Source organism: Kaistella soli, assembly GCF_019038595.1.
Taxonomy (GTDB): Bacteria; Bacteroidota; Bacteroidia; order Flavobacteriales; family Weeksellaceae; genus Kaistella; species Kaistella soli.
This window is the reverse complement of sequence record NZ_JAHOPF010000003.1, coordinates 495,271-513,384: the sequence shown is the minus strand read 5'-3', so window position 1 is coordinate 513,384 and position 18,114 is coordinate 495,271. Positions and strand designations below refer to the sequence as shown.

14 protein-coding genes are annotated in these 18,114 nt (G+C 41.3%); 5 read left to right on the top strand and 9 right to left on the bottom strand.

Features of this window, described 5'->3' with window-relative positions; translation table 11 throughout:
• Nucleotides 1-1,611 carry a S8 family peptidase gene (locus tag KSK37_RS08030; RefSeq protein WP_217200677.1) on the top strand — a complete coding sequence of 537 codons (1,611 nt, stop codon included), beginning with the start codon at nt 1-3 and terminating at the stop codon, nt 1,609-1,611.
• Nucleotides 1,612-1,711: 100 nt separating this feature from the next.
• Here KSK37_RS08030 and KSK37_RS08025 read toward each other — a convergent pair whose 3' ends face one another.
• From KSK37_RS08025 to KSK37_RS08015, 3 genes are all read right to left on the bottom strand, one after another.
• Nucleotides 1,712-1,984: a DUF4242 domain-containing protein gene (locus KSK37_RS08025; protein ID WP_088359882.1), complete on the bottom strand. Its 273-nt coding sequence runs from the start codon at nt 1,982-1,984 to the stop codon at nt 1,712-1,714.
• Nucleotides 1,985-2,309: 325 nt separating this feature from the next.
• Nucleotides 2,310-2,666, bottom strand: coding sequence for a DUF2200 domain-containing protein (locus KSK37_RS08020; protein ID WP_217200675.1), 357 nt, complete (start codon nt 2,664-2,666; stop codon nt 2,310-2,312).
• A gap of 11 nt (nt 2,667-2,677) precedes the next feature.
• Entirely contained in the window at nt 2,678-5,218 is a 2,541-nt protein-coding gene (locus KSK37_RS08015; protein WP_217200673.1) for a phosphoenolpyruvate carboxylase, read from the bottom strand.
• A gap of 89 nt (nt 5,219-5,307) precedes the next feature.
• On the opposite strand from KSK37_RS08015, the gene KSK37_RS08010 reads away from it, so the two are divergent.
• Entirely contained in the window at nt 5,308-6,642 is a 1,335-nt protein-coding gene (locus tag KSK37_RS08010; protein WP_217200671.1) for an aspartyl protease family protein, read from the top strand.
• Entirely contained in the window at nt 6,632-7,156 is a 525-nt protein-coding gene (locus tag KSK37_RS08005) for a hypothetical protein (protein ID WP_217200669.1), read from the top strand. The genes KSK37_RS08010 and KSK37_RS08005 overlap by 11 nt, the downstream gene beginning before the upstream one ends.
• Nucleotides 7,157-7,230: 74 nt before the next feature.
• Here the strand turns inward: KSK37_RS08005 and KSK37_RS08000 are convergent, their stop codons facing one another.
• From KSK37_RS08000 to KSK37_RS07980, 5 genes are all read right to left on the bottom strand, one after another.
• Nucleotides 7,231-8,199 (bottom strand): L,D-transpeptidase, encoded by a 969-nt coding sequence (locus tag KSK37_RS08000; RefSeq protein ID WP_217200667.1) that lies wholly within the window; start codon nt 8,197-8,199, stop codon nt 7,231-7,233.
• 231 nt (nt 8,200-8,430) lie between these two features.
• Nucleotides 8,431-9,837 carry a glycogen synthase gene (locus KSK37_RS07995; RefSeq protein ID WP_217200665.1) on the bottom strand — a complete coding sequence of 469 codons (1,407 nt, stop codon included), beginning with the start codon at nt 9,835-9,837 and terminating at the stop codon, nt 8,431-8,433.
• Between the two features lie 32 nt (nt 9,838-9,869).
• Nucleotides 9,870-11,810: a 1,4-alpha-glucan branching protein GlgB gene (gene glgB / locus KSK37_RS07990; protein ID WP_217200664.1), complete on the bottom strand. Its 1,941-nt coding sequence runs from the start codon at nt 11,808-11,810 to the stop codon at nt 9,870-9,872.
• A gap of 273 nt (nt 11,811-12,083) precedes the next feature.
• Nucleotides 12,084-12,551, bottom strand: coding sequence for a hypothetical protein (locus tag KSK37_RS07985; protein WP_217200662.1), 468 nt, complete (start codon nt 12,549-12,551; stop codon nt 12,084-12,086).
• A gap of 39 nt (nt 12,552-12,590) precedes the next feature.
• A complete protein-coding gene (locus KSK37_RS07980; protein WP_088359927.1) occupies nt 12,591-12,998 on the bottom strand; it encodes a hypothetical protein in 408 nt (135 codons plus the stop codon).
• A gap of 88 nt (nt 12,999-13,086) precedes the next feature.
• On the opposite strand from KSK37_RS07980, the gene KSK37_RS07975 reads away from it, so the two are divergent.
• Together KSK37_RS07975 and KSK37_RS07970 are read left to right on the top strand one after the other, a co-directional pair.
• Nucleotides 13,087-15,078, top strand: coding sequence for a heavy metal translocating P-type ATPase (locus KSK37_RS07975; protein WP_217200713.1), 1,992 nt, complete (start codon nt 13,087-13,089; stop codon nt 15,076-15,078).
• Nucleotides 15,079-15,258: 180 nt separating this feature from the next.
• Entirely contained in the window at nt 15,259-17,400 is a 2,142-nt protein-coding gene (locus tag KSK37_RS07970) for a S46 family peptidase (RefSeq protein WP_217200660.1), read from the top strand.
• A 101-nt stretch (nt 17,401-17,501) separates the two neighbouring features.
• Here KSK37_RS07970 and KSK37_RS07965 read toward each other — a convergent pair whose 3' ends face one another.
• Complete coding sequence (locus KSK37_RS07965) at nt 17,502-18,011, bottom strand: MepB family protein (RefSeq protein WP_217200658.1); 510 nt, start codon at nt 18,009-18,011, stop codon at nt 17,502-17,504.
• Nucleotides 18,012-18,114: the final 103 nt, after the last annotated feature.

The following is an 18,114-nucleotide window of genomic DNA, read 5'->3' as shown; positions in this document are numbered from 1 at the left end:
ATGAAAAAAATACTATCGGTTTTTATCCTTTTTGTTTTCGCATATGCCGGTGCACAGACCGAACTGGTTTTTGTCTTCTTTAAAGACAAACCCAACAAAGCAGCGTTTTATGCCAACCCGCTTTCAGAACTTGACCAGAAATCACTTGACCGCAGAACACGGCTCGGAATTGCACTCAATGATCAGGATGCACCTATCGAATCCGCATATATCCAGAACATCAGAAATCTTGGATTTACCGTAACAGATTATTCAAAATGGATGAACGGTGTGGCCGTAAATGCCACTGCAGCACAGATTGCCACGCTTCAGGCGCAGACTTACGTACAGTCTGTAGAAAGATTTATCAAACATCCTTCAGGGGGCGGCAAAGAATCGGTAAAAAAAACAGATAAATTCGAGCTGTTCAACAGTACCACAGGAAAAACCGATTTTAACTATGGTACCGGATTGGCACAAATCAACCAGATCAACGTCCGTCCGCTTCATATCGCAGGATATACAGGAGCCGGCGTAACCATTGCAGTAATTGATACCGGTTTCCCAACGGTGAATACTGGATCTGCTTATGCGCGTATCCGCAACAACGGACAGATCAAAGGCGGCTATAATTTTGTGAATAAAAGCACCGATATTTACAATACTTCGCTCAACAATCATGGTTCTTACTGTTTGGGAGTGATCGCCGGATATATCGCAAATTCTTATGTAGGGTCCGCTCCTGATGCTGATTTTTATCTTTATGCTTCTGAAGACGGTGTCAACGAAAAACCGGAAGAGCTTATCTACTGGACCGAAGCAGCAGAAGAAGCCGACAGAAAAGGCGTAGATGTAATTTCAACCTCTCTTGGATATTATGACTTTGATGATCCGCGTTACAACTTGCTTTATTCAGATATGAACGGAACCACTTCTTTCATTGCAAGAGCAGCGCAGATCGCCACAGAAAAAGGAATTTTTGTTCTCGCAGCTGCCGGAAATGAAGCGCAGAATGCATGGCATTACATCATTACTCCTGCTGATAATGAAAAGGTTTTCACCGTGGGTGGGGTAACTTCTACTGGCGCCAGTTCTTCTTTTTCTTCTTATGGTCCTAATGCAGTCGGTCTCATAAAGCCAGATGCAAGTGCCCGCGGCACCAGTACCGCAATGGCTTATAACAACAGTGCCACGACAAGCAGCGGAACCTCTTTCGCTACGCCTTTGGCGGCAGGAGGTGTAGCCTGTCTTCTTCAGGCTGTCCCAACAAAACCTTTGGCAGACGTGCGGAATATTCTCCGTAAAAACGCCTCGCTATACCCTTCAACAACACCCCAGATGGGTTATGGAATTTTAAATTTCGGAAAATCCTTAACAGAAGCGCAGTTAGCCAGTGCTGAAAACGGTAAGATTTCAAAGATTTCGGTTTATCCAAACCCTGTCTCTACCAGCTTCACCATCAACACTTCAGAAAAGGTCATATCGGTGGAAATCTACGATGCTTTAGGGAGAAAAGTTCATGCCCTCGCGAATGAAAAAACCAATAACATCGAACGTTTCAGTAAAGGCGTTTACTTTGTAAAGATAAAGACCGATAAAAATGAGTATATCGAAAAACTCATCAAACAGTAGCAAACGAAAGACCTTCACATGAAGGTCTTTTTTTTATCGGTTTTTGTTTAAAATGTTTTTCAATTGGATTTAAATGGAGTCAAATCCTAGCATCACCGAATTATTCAGCCGTTACAGGATCTATAATGGTGGAGACTTTGCTCACTGAATTTGCAGGAAAGCCGCCTTGAGCTGCGTGCTCACGTATCATCTCTTCGTTCGGGGCATTGTAAACACAGTAAATCTTATCATTGGTGACATAGCTTTGAACCCACTGAATTTGTGGCCCCATTTTGTCTAATACTTCACGGGATTTCTGTGAGATTGCTTTCAGTTCTTCCGGACTCAGTTTTCCTGCACCCGGAAATTCTCTTTCGATTACATACTTAGGCATGATTTAGAATTTTAATTTCAGCCTACTCTGTTCGGTTTTCAGCTTCCCCGTTTTGCTTTATGAACACACTGTTATGAAGCAGCATACAAAACATAAAGCTACGCAATCTGACACAAAAACAGCCTCGTTTTTAACCCTATTTCATATCGTTTAAAACCATGATTTTACCGGCGTCAAACCTTTGAGGGATTATTGTCCAAAAGAAAAATCTGGAAAATCGAAAGCAACCATAACCACCAATGAAAAGACCTTCCGAAGAAGGTCTTGTGATAAAAAATTTATTATATAGCTAATCGTAGAGAAATCTGCATACCAAGCCCTTTTTCTATACCCGCAATATCTTCTCCATGGCTTTTCCTTTTGCAAGTTCGTCCACCAGTTTATCCAGATAACGGATTTTCTGCATCAGCAGATCTTCAATTTCTTCCACACGGTAGCCGCAGATCACCCCTGTAATTTTTGCCGCATTGGGATTAAGCTGTGGCGCCTGACTAAAGAAATCTTCAAAACTGGTTTTATGATCCAGAATCTCCTGAAGCATTGATTCACTGTAACCGGTAAGCCACAAAATAACTTCGTTGACCTCAGCTTTTGTGCGGCCTTTCTTTTCCGCTTTTGCGATATAGTGGGGATAAACACTGGCAAAAGACATTTTAAAAACACGGGTGTTGGAGGCTTTCATATTATGATATTTTAAGCCGAATTCCTGCTCGCATTAATATTCCCGAACAGCGAACGCATGACGAGTTTTTCGTACGCATCCCGGTTGCCTTCCTCTTTTTGAATTTTCATCAGCGCGTATTGCTGGATGCTCAATAGCGGAAGCACAATTTTCTCCCTGATTTTTACCGATTTTCTTGAAAGCGGTTCCTCTTCCATCAGCAACTTAAAACCGGTAAGTTCCAGCATCAGCGATTTGGAAAGTTCATATTCTTCAAACAGGATATTCCAGAAGCCGCCAAATTTCGGATTGTTTTTCATGTAATACGTGAGCGGGAAGTACGATTTATTCATACTCATCATGGAATTCAAAACCAAAGTTTTGAAAAAGTCGGAACCTTTGTATAGTGCGTGTACCTCATCAAACCTGCCTTTATTTTTAAGTTCATTCAAAGCAAATCCAAACCCGAAAAACCCGGGGACATTCTGTTTGAGCTGGCTCCATGAACCTACAAAAGGAATTGCACGGAGATCCTCAAACTTCAGTTCATTGGTCCCGCCTCTTTTGCTCGGTCGGCTGCCGATATTGGTTCTTCCGTAATATTCCAGCGTACTCATTTCCTGCAGATATGGCACAAACATCGGATGTGCTTTCAAAGCGGAATATTTCTGAAAGCTGATTTCCGCCAGTTCCTGAATGAGATGTCTTTCCTTCTCCGTCAGATCCTTTTTTGAATTTTTAAAGACGTCGTTCTCAATACCAGCCGTTAAAAGCTGTTCAAAATTATATTTTGCCTGATCTTTATTCCCGAAAACACTGGTAATCGTCTGTCCCTGAATCGTAAGTTCTATCTTATTGTTCGCAATCGTTTTTCCCTGTGAGGCATAGAAATCGTGAGTCTTTCCGCCACCTCTTGCAGGCGGACCGCCGCGTCCGTCAAAGAAAATGACTTTAATATTGTTTTCATCCGAAATTTTCGTCAGCTGCTCCTTGGTTTCGTAAATTTCCCAGTTCGCTTTCAGGTAACCTCCGTCTTTGGTGCCGTCAGAAAAGCCAAGCATAATCGTCTGTGCATTTCCTCTCCTTTCCAGATGCTTTCTGTACGCCGGAAGTTCATACAGTTCTTTCATGACATTTTCACCGGCATCCAGACCATCCATCGTTTCGAAAAGCGGAACAATATCCAAATTGATTTCTTCTTCACTATAACCGCAGAGCCTGAAAAGCCCGTATACATTCAGCACATCTTTAATACCGTCAGAATTGGAAATAATATAGCGGCTCATACCTCTTTCTCCGTTCTTTTTCTGGATATTACGGATGTTATAAATGTTTTCAAGCGTATCTTTGGTAATGCCTTCGAAATCATTCGGATTTAAAACGACATCGGTTTCCAAAAGCCAATCCAGTTTATCCTTGGTAGAAATATTTTCTGAATTCAACCCCGATTTTGCCGCGATAATTTCATCGATCACATTTTGATGAATCCTGCTGTCCTGGCGGATATCGAGCGTTGCAAAATGAGTCCCGAAAATTTTTACCCGGTCTTTAAAATCCTCCAGAAGATTTTTGAAAAGCCCGTTGTGCTGACCGGTAAGTATTTTTTCAGCTTCACTAATTCTGTTTAAAATCTGCTCGGCGGTAATATCTTTATCTTTAAAAATGGCATCGTAAAGTTCATGACTTAATGTTTCCAAAACTTCAGAAACGCCCCTGAAACTGAGTCTTCTTCTCAGATTTTTGAGATGTTCGTAATACGATTTCAATATCGAAGAATAGAGTTCCTGTGCAACTTTCTGAGTGATTTCAGCAGTAACGAAAGGATTTCCGTCGCGGTCGCCTCCTGGCCAGAATCCAAGCTGAAAAATATCCTGATGGGGAACAAAATGCGGGTTTCCAAAAGCATTTTTAATCTTTCTGTAGAGCTCTCCGATAGAATCGTAATATACATATCTAAGGTAAAAAATAATGCTCATTGCTTCATCGAGCGGCGTTGGTTTCTCCCGGTTTAAAAACGGAGTTTTACCCAGCTGCTGCAGAAGCATATCGATATCGGTCACTGAATCTTTCATAATAGCCGAACGCAGATCGTGCAGAATCCGCTGCACCGAATTGGGATAAAACTGCGTAGGGTGCGCCGTAAAAACCACTTTTACCGCAAAATCTTTCATCTTGTTGCGCGTCGCCTCAAGCTGATGTTCCTGCTGTGCTCTTTCGTGAAGATGAAGAAGAGTGCCGGCTTCACTTTCAGAATGCAGTTCGGTGAAAGCAGCATCTTCAATGCTGTCGAACAGCACCACCTGCCTTTCGATATACTGTATGATCTTGAACAGCAGTTCGGTTTTCTGATCCTCAGTTTGCAGTTCAGTATGTTTGCTGAAAAATTCTTCCACGATTTCTTCCGGGCTTTTTCCATGTTCGTAACCGGCTTTGCTTTCTTCATATAAAAATGGAAGCAGCATCCCGATATTGGTCATTTTATCGTAGGGCAGACTCATGAAAAGTGAGTTGTAGATCTGGAATTTATTCTCGACGATCTGTCTGAATTTTTCTGTTCTTTCTTCGTTTTGCATAGAACAAATTTAGGATTTTTTAATTTCTGTTCCATTGAAATTTTTCGAAATTAAATAACAGTTTCATAAGAAAATTGTATCTTCATTATATGAAATTCATCAAAATTGCCTTCCTTTTTGTTTTTGCGTTTTCCGCTGCGCAGAAAGGGTTTGAAATTTCAGACCAGAAAAAAACCGTCATTCCTTTTCAGCTCATCAATAATTTGATTTTTGTCCCTCTGAATATCAATGGCGTTGATCTGACCTTTCTTCTGGATTCCGGTGTCAGCGAAACCATTCTTTTCAGCCTCGATAATAAGGAAGTCAATTTTAATGATATTGAAAAAATAAAATTTTCAGGTTTGGGCGAAAGCCGGGAAATTGAAGGTTTACGCTCCGATAATAACATCGTTAACATCGGAAAAAATTTTAAAGATTTCAACCATACCGTTTTTATAATTTTAGACGAAAGCATTAATTTTTCCTCGCATGTTGGCATTCCCGTGAACGGAATCATCGGTTACCAGTTTTTTAGAAACCATCCGGTAGAAATTGATTACATCACCAAAAAAATAACGGTTTATAATGATGAAAAAGCGTTCACAAAACGCAGCAGAAGATATAAGGAATTCCCAATCACCATTGAAGGCAACAAACCTTACCTTATAGCAGGCGTCGAAATGACCTCCGCCGAAGTGGACTCAAAAATGCTGGTGGATCTGGGAAACAGTGATGCCGTATGGCTGTTCCCAAAACTCATCAAAGATTTTGTATACAACCGCCCGAATATTGACGATTATCTGGGACAGGGTTTCAACGGCGATATCTTCGGAAAAAGAAGCCGGATCCACCGCCTGTACATTGGTGATTACGTCTTCGAAAAACCTCTGACTGCAATGCCGGACGAATATTCCATCCAGAGCTTAAAACTGGTACCCGACAGAAAAGGCTCCATTGGCAGCGATGTGATGCGCCGCTTCACTCTTATTTTTAATTATCCTGAAAACAGGATCTACCTCAAAAAAAATAAAGATTTCGAAGATCCTTTTTTATTCAATAAAAGCGGCCTTGATATTCAGCATGACGGAATGACCTGGGAAAGCGATCTCGTAAAAGTGGAAACGAAAAAAAACACCACCGACAGTGAAGGGATCAAAGTATATGACTCCCGCGAAGGTTTTCAGTACAGCTTCGTGCTTAAACCAAAATATTCGGTGGCGGGATGCAGAAAGGATTCACCATGCTATGTGGCAGGAATAAGAAAAGATGACAAAATACTCAGTATTAATAAACGGAAAGCCGGCGATTTTACTTTGCAGAAAATTAATGATTTAATGAAAAGTGAGGACGGAACCAAGGTTAATTTTGAGGTAGAAAGAAAAGGGGAGAAACTGAATTTTCAGCTGGTATTAAAAGATCCAATACCCTATCAGGATGCAAATTGAACAAACTGCTTTAGACAATATTCGGGCGAGACCCAGATTTAAGATCATCACCGACATCAGCCGTGAAGATTATGCCGTCCTGCTGAAAAACTTTTTGCGGGAGAAATCAGCTCATTACTCCGGCAGCATCAATTCTGAAACAGCAATAATCAGTGTTAAAAGCGAATCCGACACTTATTGGAAACCCTGTCTCTCCCTGAGAACGGAACATGATGAAGAAGAAAATAAAACCGTGATCCGCGGTGTTTTCGGGCCTACCAGTGCGGTGTGGACTTTTTTCATGTTCCTCTATTTTATTTTCAGCATTCTGTGGATGGTTTTTATCACGGTGTGGTTCGTGGAAAAACAGATTAACAGCCATGACTTTCCATGGGCGTTCTCGGCGTCATTAGTCACGCTTTTGTGTTTGGCAGCAACGTATGCAGCAACCAGGTACGGGCAGTATAAAGCCAAATTAGAAATGCAGAAACTTCGCGAATTTGCGGAAGAATCCATTCTGACATTTGAAAGTTAATTAAATTATAGCAGAGGGAATTCTGGGGAATTTAACACAGAAAAACTATTCGAACTTTTTTAACAAAATCCTCTTTAAGCCGCGGGCATCTGTAAAGTGTCTACTGCGGTGAGCTGGGACTGCACCTCTTCCCTCTTCTTCTGCTCTTCAAGAATTTTAGAAAGATGAGGTTCAATAATAGCATCAAGTTCTTCTACGGAAATATCATTGGCCTTGGAATCAGCGATCAGATTTTTCCATGGTTTTTTACCTCCCCATTTGTAATCACCAAAGACGATCACCGGTGTACCGTTCGCTTTCAGCGTGGCTCCGTTTTTATTCAGAATCCAGATATCAACCCAGTTGTAGAGATACTTTGCGTCATCCATAAGCAGTCTCAAACAGGAATGTGAGGCAGGAAATCCTGGTAAATCGTACTGATGCCAGCCAATTCCTAATGTATTGTGGACATTTACATTATATGGTAATTTCCATTCGCTGTCTACGGTAGAAATAGCAAGTTCCTTTTTCCAGTTCGCGAACATAAGTCCCCGTTTGGTCTGGGCGGTTTTTTTCCCCATACTGGTGGGTCCCCACTTAATGAGTTTTCCGTTTTCGTATAAAGAATAGGCCTGAATTGGGTAGGAAAAAAATACCATTTTTTTAACGTCTTTCAACATTTCAACATTGGCGGGAAACGGCGAATAGGACATCAGCGTTTTGTCGATTTTATCGGGGACAGCCAAAGTATCAGCTCTCCATTTGTTCTTGGAATCAAGACGGTTGAGAGCCAGAATAACGTAACGCTCATCAGCGGAATATGCTTGGTTGAAAGCTTTCATTGCGGAATCTTTCTTCTTGGCCGGGAAAATAAAAGCTTTATAGCTAATCTGCGGTTGTGGATTTTCTACCTTTACTGCTGAATCCTTTACAGCGAGCGAATCAACCGTCGGCTGAACGGAATTGGTAATCTGTCCGGAAATTTCACTGTCTTTTTTACACTGTATAAGAACAGCAAAAACAAAAACGGCTGCTGCTGCATTCAATAATTTAAAATTCTTCATTTTCAATTCGGACATGTTTGTTTATTTCACTTGAAGTTTGCAAGAATAATACCACAAACAGAGGCATTTCTTCAAATGCATCATAAATAATTGAAAATGAATATCAATTTAAAATTCTATAACAGAAATCTCATCGCAGGGAAACCTCATCTTTTGAATGGTGCTAAAGGAAAAGGTTTTTCGTAATCTTTTAAAAATGATCAAATTTGAAAAGAATCGTGAGGCCGTTGTTTAATTCCGGTACATCTCCATATATTTTTCCGCCGACTGTTCCCACGAAAAATCGTAATTCATATTCGACTGAATTAAATTCTTCATCAGTCCCTCCTCATGATACATATGAAGTGCACGGTGCATCGCATGAACGGTATCATCAGCACTTGCTGTACCGAAATTAATACCGCTTCCGCCCGACGAAACATCAGTGACGGTGTCACGCAGACCGCCGGTGTAGCGCACGATAGGAACGGTGCCGTAACGCATGGCGTACATTTGGTTCAGTCCGCAGGGCTCTACCCGTGAAGGCATCAGTAAAAAATCAGAAGAAGCGTAAATTTTATGGGAGAGATATTCTTTGTAACCCAAATCTAAAGCAAAATTGGAATAGGAACGGGTAAGCTCGCTTAGCTGATATTCAATATTTTTGTCACCGGAACCTAAAACCATAATATTCAGTGCGCCATACGTTTGCTGAATGCTTTTCCAGACAATTTCCGGAAGCAGATCCGCTCCTTTTTCACCGGCAAATCTTCCGATAAAGCTGAATAAAGGCAAATCGGGATTGAAACCGTATTCTTCACAAAGCACCGTTTTATTCTTAAGCTTTCCTTCGGCTGCATCATTTTTACCGAAATTAAAATCCAGAAATGAATCGGTTGCCGGGTCCCAAACCTCTGTATCAATACCGTTGAGAATACCGTATGCTTTTCCGCTTTCCTGGCTGACCAGGCTTTCCAGTCCGCGGAAATGATGAAAAAGCTCATTCAGATAGCCTTCCGAAACTGCATTGAAAGCGTGACAGCATTTGATCATCGCTGCCAAAGGATTAATGAAACCGTCCCAATCGAGCAGCCCCCAGTTTTCACCGTGAAACCAGGGCATGTAACCTGTCATCTCCCATTTCATCTGTCCCTGATACTCACCGTTATGGATGGTTCCTATAGTTTTCACATCCTTCAGAAAGCTGAAATCCGGGCAGTTTTCAATCATAAAAGGAACCAGACCCGTATGAGAATCGTGGCAGTGGATAATATCCGGGCGGATTTCCATTGCGGAAAGCCAGTGCAGAACACCGTGCTGAAACGCCAGAAACTGTTGGTCTCCGTCCCAGTATCCGTACGGATCATTACGGTCTAAAAGTCCCGGAATTTTTACCAGATACAGATCGAAGCCTAAAGTTTTCGATCTTTCTTTCATCACCTGAACCTGATACATGTGACGGCTCTGATGGATCCATCCGTCAAAAACGGTTTCAAAACTGTGTTCGTGGACGAAAGGTTTGTTATACCAGGGCATAATGACACTGGCTTCAACGCCTTCAATTTTATTGAGGTATTTTGGTAAAGCTCCTACTACATCGGCCAGTCCGCCAACTTTTGCAACAGGATAACATTCCATGGAAAGGTTAAAAATTTTCATATCAGGTTGACGGTTATTCTAAATTTGGCAGTTTACTTTTTTAAGACAGGTGTAGATTTTGTTTTCACCGCTTTTTTCTGTTTCAGCACTACCCCTGCGAGCGGCGGCAATTTCAGCACAATAGCGTTGGGCCTGTACATCCACTCGTCATCCTCTTCGTCTACAATCTCTGCTTTCACGCCGCTTCCGCCGTATTTTTCATCATCGGAATTAAGAATAACTTCCCAGTTTGTTCCTTCGTTCACCCCGATTTTATAATCGAAAACTCTTGGAGTAAGATTGAGCACCGTCATGGTGACATCATTTTCGTCTTTTCCTTTTCTTAAATAAATATAGATGGAGTTATCATCATCATTCGCTTCTACCCACTCGAATCCTTCCCGGTTACACTGGTTTTCGTACATTGAAGTTTCGGTGGTGTACATCAGATTCAGATCTTTCACAAAGTCGTGCAGACCTTTGTGAACTGGATATTGCAGCAAATGCCAATCGAGGCTTTGGGTAAAATTCCACTCGCGGGTCTGTCCGAATTCGTTCCCCATAAATAAAAGTTTGGCGCCCGGAAAGGTGAACATATAGGTATATAACGCGCGGAGATTGGCAAATTTCTGCCATTCGTCACCAGGCATTTTATAGATTAAACTCGACTTGCCGTGCACCACTTCGTCATGGGAAAGCGGCATCATATAATTTTCATTATACATGTACATCGATGCAAAGGTGAGTTTGTTGTGCTGATATTTTCTGCTGATCGGATCTTCTTTGAAATATTTCAGGGTATCATGCATCCAGCCCATCATCCATTTCATTCCGAAACCGATTCCGCCGCTGTGCACAGGTTTCGTGAGCATGGGGAAATCCGAACTTTCTTCTGCAATGGTCATGATATCGGGAAATTCTTGATATACCGCTGTATTGAATTCCTGGAGAAACTGTTTGGCTTCCAGATTAATATTTCCGCCTTCAATGTTGGGTTCCCATTCACCTTCGTTTCTCGAATAATCCAGATGAAGCATTGAAGTTACCGCATCGACACGGAGTCCGTCGGCATGATAACGGTCCAGCCAGAACATCGCATTGGAAATTAAAAATGATCTTACCTCTGGTCTGCCGTAATTGAAAATATGGGATTTCCACTCTGGATGAAATCCTTTTTTGGGATCTTCGTGCTCGTATAAATAAGTTCCGTCGAAAAAATGAAGGCCGTTCGCATCACCGGGAAAGTGTGACGGAACCCAGTCGATAATGACTCCGATATCATGCCGGTGAAGTTCATCAATCAGATGCATCAGGTCCTGCGGAGAACCGAAGCGCGAAGTGGCAGCGAAAAATCCGGTCACCTGATATCCCCAGCTGGGATCGTAAGGATATTCCATCACGGGCATGAATTCAACATGAGTAAAATTCATTTCCTTTAAATATGGGACCAGGCGTTCTGCGATTTCACGGTAACTGAAAAATTTATCAGGTTCATCAACACCGCGCATCCAGGAACCTAAATGGATTTCGTAAACCGAAAGAGGCGCTTCCAGACTGTTTTTTGTCCGGCGTTTGGCCATCCAGTCTCTGTCTTTCCATTCGTACCACGTGGTAGAGATAAGGGAACTTGCCTGAATATTCTGTTCCCAGCTCAGAGCAAAAGGATCGCCTTTTTCAAGTAAAACTCCTGTATTGGTGCGGATGGCATATTTATAAATATTTCCCCAGTTTAATCCGGCGATAAAACCTTCCCAAATACCGGAACCATCCCATCGCGGCAATAGCTGATGCTTTTCGGAATTCCAGTTATTAAAATTACCGATTACCGAGACTTCTTTTGCGTGTGGCGCCCAAACAGAAAAATAAACTCCTTTCTGACCCTCCACATGTACGGTATGAGAACCGAATTTGTCGTAAAGTTTAAAGTGTTTTCCTTCACGGAAGAGGTAGATATCATGGTCAGTAAATAACGAATAAGGGAGAACTTTTTCCATAATAACAGCATTTTCAGGGTTTAGCTTCTACAGGTTTTCACGCTTCTGCATTAATCATCAAATATATTTAATTTTATGCTAAATAAGTCAGACAAATCTGTTAAAACTAAAATAAATGTTGCTGAATTACAGCAAACAGTCCCTTTTTGAATAAAAATATTCAATCTGAATTACGGATATCGGCAACGATTTTAAACCTGCCGGAAAAAAAACGACAGATCACAACTCAAAAATCGCGGACCAGCGAAAATCGTTTTCAGAACAAGATCAAAATTAATCCTCCAAAACCTCAGGAACCTTCACGGCCAGCTCATATAGGTTTCCACGCATCAGAAACTTAATCCTTTCTCTCGTGGTCACGGTATTCACCTCACCGTCTTTTACGATGATAATACGGTCTCCGGTCGCAATATTCTGGTCAGAAATCCAGTCCTCGGGAGCGATATCATTCTCCTTTTCTTTCATCTCTTCTAGAATATTTTCTGCCATTTCCTGAAAGCCTTCATCAGAAGAATAATACACTTTATACTCGGGATCAAGGCCTACTCTGAATGGCTTCTTTTCTGCGATAAGATTTCCGGTGGTATTGGGCATCGGGTTATCAGATCCGTCCGTGAAACCTACTTCTATTAATTCTCCGTTGTGGGCGGCCGCATAATCAGTGATATCCTGATAGGTCTCAAAATTGGTAACGACTGTATAGTCTTCGTAGCGGTATTTCTGTAATCTGCTGTCTTCCATAATATTTTGTTTTTTAATAATGTAAGTTAATATTGTCATTTATGCTCCGCCTTCTTTCTTCACTTCCTGCAGTTCATTGTCCTTCAGCTTGGCTTCAATCTTTTCGACCTTGATACTTTGCCGTAGAAAGGCAAACAAACTCATATATACATTCGCGACAAATACCAGCGCGAAAAAAGAAATCAGGTAACCCCGCCAGTCATCAAAAAGCAGCCTGTATTTAGTAATAATTAGAATAATGGCTGTTATATAATGGCTGAAACAGTACTCACAGGTAAAGAGATAAAAAAACTTCCTTTTATAAAGTTCCCTGCATTCCTGGGATTTTTTAACACAGTATTCCCTCGGTTCTCTGAAAATTTCTTCATGGGTAACAGTCCACGCAATACACGCAACCGGCACCGCGAGAATAAAAAGCCAGAGTATCTGTTCATAAAGGTTTTCCATGATAATTTTTCTTCTGAACTTCAAAAGTGATGCCACAGGAATTTGTGGTTCCGAATTTGTATATTTGAGAAGAAAAATTCTAAAAAACATGTCGAAAGAATGCTGCAGCAATGACCCAAAACCAGCTAAAACTTCCCCTGATAAAATATCTCATCAACATCATGAAAATGACGGTCACGACCATGGACACTCACATGAACATGATGACCGGCCTGCATTTCAGCTTTTCCTCCCCGCACTGATCTCTTTTGCGGTTCTTCTGGCAGGAATTGCTTTAGACAACTTGCTGAAACCTCACTGGTTCACAGACGGAGCCCGTTTCGCGCTGTATCTTGTTGCATACATTCCGGTAGGTTTCCCGGTGATGAAAGAAGCTTTCTTAAGCATAAAAAACGGCGATTTTTTCTCTGAGTTTCTATTAATGACCATCGCCACTGTAGGAGCGTTTTCTATCGGCGAATATCCCGAAGGTGTTGCAGTAATGCTGTTTTATTCAATTGGTGAAGTTTTTCAGACGATGGCTGTTCAGAAAGCTCAAATGAATATTAAAACACTTCTCGATCAGCGTCCTGACGAGATTACAATACTGGAGAACAATGTACCGAAGACCATGAAAGCCGAAGATGCACAGATAGGACAGGTTATTCAGCTGAAACCCGGCGAGAAACTGGCGCTGGATGGCGAACTGTTGTCTGAAGCCGCTTCGTTCAATACAGCGGCTCTGACCGGTGAAAGCAAACCCGACACAAAAAAACAGGGTGATAACGTATTGGCTGGAATGATCAATCTGAACACAGTTTCCCTTGTAAAAATCAATACACTTTACCAGGATTCGAAACTTTCGAAAATCCTTGAAATGGTTCAGAATGCTGCTTCCCAAAAAGCCCAGACCGAACTTTTCATCAGGAAATTTGCAAAAATATATACGCCTATAGTCGTCTTTCTTGCTATCGGCATTTGCGTACTGCCCTACTTTTTTGTTCAGAATTATGAGTTCAGAGACTGGCTTTACCGCGCTTTGGTATTTCTGGTAATTTCATGTCCTTGTGCTTTGGTGATTTCTATTCCGCTTGGATATTTTGGCGGAATCGGCGCAGGAAGTAAAAACGGAATTTTATTTAAAGGAAGCAACTTCCTGGATATTTTGGCGAATATTCAGAATCTGGTGATGGATAAAACAGGAACCATGACCGAGGGAGTCTTTAAAGTGCAGAAAGTTGTCATTGAAAAAGACTTCAGTCAGGACGAAATACTTCAGTACCTGAATATTCTCGAAAGCAAATCTACTCATCCGATCGCAACTGCTGTTCATCAATTTGCAGGCGATATTAATCATGATATCAAACTTGAAAACACTGAGGAAATTGCAGGTCACGGCTTGAAAGCAACGGTCAACGGAAAAGATTTTCTTGCCGGAAACATTAAATTTCTAGAAAAGTATAATATCCCCCATCAGATCAATCATATGGATGTTTCCGACACGTTAATTGCAATGGCATATGACGGTAAATTTGCGGGCTATTTAACCATTTCGGATCAGATCAAAGAAGACGCTGCGGAAACGGTTGCGGCGTTGAAAAAATTAGGAATTAAAACCACGATGTTAAGCGGCGACAAATCTTCGGTAGTTGCGGAAGTCGCTGCGAATTTAGGAATTACAGATGCTTTCGGAGATCTTCTTCCTGAAGACAAAGTGAATAAAATTAAAGAAATTAAATCCAGAAATGAAAGTGTTGCCTTCGTCGGAGATGGGGTAAACGACGCTCCCGTAGTCGCCTTGAGCGATGTAGGCATTGCAATGGGAGGTCTTGGAAGCGACGCGACAATTGAAACTGCCGATGTAGTGATTCAGGACGACAGACCTTCAAAAATCCCAATGGCAATCCGGATTGGAAAAGAAACAAAAAAGATTGTGTGGCAGAATATCATGCTTGCCATCGGTGTGAAAGCTGTGGTGCTGATTCTGGGAGCCGGAGGTTTGGCCACGATGTGGGAAGCCGTTTTCGCTGACGTCGGTGTTGCTCTTCTCGCCATTCTGAATGCGGTGAGGATTCAGAATATGAATTTCTCGAAATCCTGAAAATCGGTTTCCTTTTACAGATTTCTAAATTGATTTATAAAGCTACACTTAAGATGGTTTAATAATACAGGCGTGCTGATTTTGCACATTCCGCAAATAAAAAAGCGTGGGCCGGCTTTCTCGGCGTGCATCAGGCTTCAGATTCGTAAATTTTCCTTAATTTTAGGGCAAATTTTAAAAATGAAAAGAAAAAACATATTGCTTTCGGCAATACTTTTTCCGGCTGTGATGGCTTTCGCGCAGCAATACGGCGGAATGTGGATTCCCACAGAACTCAATGAAAAGGAAATGAAAGATTTGGGAATGAAGATTTCTGCAAAACAGATTTTCGATCCCTCAAAACCAAGTATTAAAGATGCTGTCGTACAGTTTAACGGCGGCTGTACCGCAGAAATCATTTCGCCTCAAGGCTTGCTTTTAACCAATCACCACTGTGGCTACGGACAGATTCAGAAACATTCTTCCGTAGAGCATGATTATCTGAGTGACGGTTTTTGGGCAAAAGATATGAACGGTGAACTTCCAAATCCTGGAGTTACTGTTGATTTTATCGCCGACATTAAAGAAGTTACAGGAGAAGTTTTAGCGGGTACGCAGAATCTGGACGCCAAAGCAGCGCAGGATTTAATCAATAAAAATTTAGAAACTGTAAAAGCCGGCTTCAAACTGGAATCATGGCAGAAAGTGGTTATTAAACCGATGTACTACGGCAACAAATATTACGCGTATATCATCGAAACCTACAAAGATATCCGTCTGGTAGGTGCACCGCCTCAAAGTATCGGAAAATTCGGATCTGATACCGACAACTGGGTTTGGCCGCGTCATACAGGAGACTTTTCGATGTTCCGAATTTATGCGGGTAAAGACAATAAGCCTGCGGAATATTCCAAAGACAATATCCCTTACAAGCCAAAACATTTCCTGCCAATTTCCATTAAAGACAAACAGGAAAACGATTTTACTTTCGTATTCGGTTTTCCGGGAAGAACTACTGAATATTTACCGGCAGTAGCTGTAGAAAAAGTAATGAACGAAACCGATCCGGCAATGATTTCGGTTCGCGAAGTGGCGCTGAAAACTTTAGATGAAAAAATGCGTGCTGATGCAGCAACGAGAATTAAATATGCCTCCAAATACGCTTCTGTAGCCAATTACTGGAAAAAATGGATCGGTGAAGTGGAAGGTTTGAAAAAATCGGACGCGGTAGGGAAAAAGAAAAAATATGAGCAAACCCTGATTTCAAAAAACGCTCAGATTAAGCCTACAATTGATGAACTGAACCGGCTTTACACTGAGCAGTCGCCATATGCTTTAAACAGAGCGTATTACTCTGAAACCGTAAGAAATGCGGAGACTTTCACCTTGGCTAACAATTTCTATAATTTTGTTCAGGCGGCAGAATCAGGGAAAATGGACGACAGAACAGCTGAAAACTTTAAAGCAAGGCTTTCCGGCATTTACGGAGATTACGATGCTGAACTGGATGCGAAAGTAACTGCAAAATTATTGGCTCTGTATGTAAACAAAACACCGAAAGAATTTTTGCCCGCCGGTTTTGAGCAGTACAAAAACGAAAGCCAAAACCTGAAAACCATAGAAGACCTTTCAAAAAATTCTGTGATCACAGGACGCGGTTCTTTCAACGGTGCCACAACATATTCGGATATCAACAAAGTGTTTGCAGACCGCAAAGCATTAATTCAGAATCTTAAAAGCGATCCGTTGATGAAACTTTTCAGTTCTTTGAGAGAAACTTACATGAGCACAACTGACGGCAAAGTAACTTCGCTGCAGGATCAGATTGACGTATTGCAGAAGAAATTTATGGCGCAGCAGATGGAAACGGATAAAGACCGTAAATTCTTCCCGGATGCCAACTCTACGCTTCGCGTAACTTACGGGCAGGTGAAAGGTTCCAGTCCTAGAGATGCGGTTTCTTACGGTTATCAGACTCACGTTGCCGGAATCATGGAGAAATATGTTCCTGGTGACTATGAATTTGACGTACCGAAAAAACTCATCCAGCTTTACAATACCAAAGATTACGGGATTTATAAAGACAAAACGGGGGACGTTCCTGTAAACTTCACCGCAACCAACCACACTACCGGTGGAAACTCCGGAAGTCCGGCTTTGGATGCGAACGGAAACTTGATTGGTCTTAATTTCGACAGACAGTGGGAAGGAACGATGAGTGACATTAATTATGACCCGCGTTTCAGCCGGAATATTATGGTGGATACCAAATACATCCTTTTCGTGATCGACAAATATGCAAACGCAAAATGGCTGATCAATGAAATGAAAATTGTAAAGTAATATTGAATAAAAAACAAGTAAGAACGCGCCTTTGGCGCGTTCTTTTTTTAGAGATTTAGTGAAAATTATTATAAGACAATTGCATCACAAAGCTCAATAAATTAATAATCAAACTTTAAATTGCGTATGGATTTAAGTTTTTCCATACTTTTCAAATTAAGAGCTGTAAAGTCGCAGAAGAATTTCTGCTGCCAAATCTGAGTTTTTTCTGCCTGTTTATTTCCTGTTTTTGTCCAACCCGGATAAACCCTGAAGCCTCTCTTGCCTTCTTTTACTTCGGTTGTCAGAATATTCTGAGAGACAAGAACTTCTTTCGGGAATAAAAAGAAACCGTATTTTTCATTTTCTTCAGCAGCAATCAGAAAAAAATCAAATTCATCTTTTTCATGAAAAGGCTCAGTGATGTTCTGGGAATTCCGTTTCCAATAGGTAACAAACATTCCATTCTTTTTAGGGGTTATTTTAGCCTTTCTGAACTTGAAATTTAATCTTTCCGCTTCAAAATCACAGCCGTAATAATCGCGGGCTTCAGAATCTTCAGTTACCTTTGAAATTTCCACGTTGACTTCTTCAGAAAGGAATTTCTTCATCCGCAATAACTCCGTATTCATCCGCATATAATTTATGGTTACTTGTTTCTGTAAATATAATCAAATGGCCAGTTAGGGGAAATTTTAAGAAATAAAATTAAATACAGTTGTGATATTTTTATGG

Excerpts from the sequence above, each read along its gene's own strand:
- KSK37_RS08030 (WP_217200677.1), top strand. The coding sequence starts at position 1 with ATGAAAAAAATACTATCGGTTTTTATCCTTTTTGTTTTCGCATATGCC.
- KSK37_RS08025 (WP_088359882.1), bottom strand. The coding sequence starts at position 1,984 with ATGCCTAAGTATGTAATCGAAAGAGAATTTCCGGGTGCAGGAAAACTG.
- KSK37_RS08020 (WP_217200675.1), bottom strand. The coding sequence starts at position 2,666 with ATGAAAGCCTCCAACACCCGTGTTTTTAAAATGTCTTTTGCCAGTGTT.
- KSK37_RS08015 (WP_217200673.1), bottom strand. The coding sequence starts at position 5,218 with ATGCAAAACGAAGAAAGAACAGAAAAATTCAGACAGATCGTCGAGAAT.
- KSK37_RS08010 (WP_217200671.1), top strand. The coding sequence starts at position 5,308 with ATGAAATTCATCAAAATTGCCTTCCTTTTTGTTTTTGCGTTTTCCGCT.
- KSK37_RS08005 (WP_217200669.1), top strand. The coding sequence starts at position 6,632 with ATGCAAATTGAACAAACTGCTTTAGACAATATTCGGGCGAGACCCAGA.
- KSK37_RS08000 (WP_217200667.1), bottom strand. The coding sequence starts at position 8,199 with ATGAAGAATTTTAAATTATTGAATGCAGCAGCAGCCGTTTTTGTTTTT.
- KSK37_RS07995 (WP_217200665.1), bottom strand. The coding sequence starts at position 9,837 with ATGAAAATTTTTAACCTTTCCATGGAATGTTATCCTGTTGCAAAAGTT.
- glgB (WP_217200664.1), bottom strand. The coding sequence starts at position 11,810 with ATGGAAAAAGTTCTCCCTTATTCGTTATTTACTGACCATGATATCTAC.
- KSK37_RS07985 (WP_217200662.1), bottom strand. The coding sequence starts at position 12,551 with ATGGAAGACAGCAGATTACAGAAATACCGCTACGAAGACTATACAGTC.
- KSK37_RS07980 (WP_088359927.1), bottom strand. The coding sequence starts at position 12,998 with ATGGAAAACCTTTATGAACAGATACTCTGGCTTTTTATTCTCGCGGTG.
- KSK37_RS07975 (WP_217200713.1), top strand. The coding sequence starts at position 13,087 with ATGTCGAAAGAATGCTGCAGCAATGACCCAAAACCAGCTAAAACTTCC.
- KSK37_RS07970 (WP_217200660.1), top strand. The coding sequence starts at position 15,259 with ATGAAAAGAAAAAACATATTGCTTTCGGCAATACTTTTTCCGGCTGTG.
- KSK37_RS07965 (WP_217200658.1), bottom strand. The coding sequence starts at position 18,011 with ATGAATACGGAGTTATTGCGGATGAAGAAATTCCTTTCTGAAGAAGTC.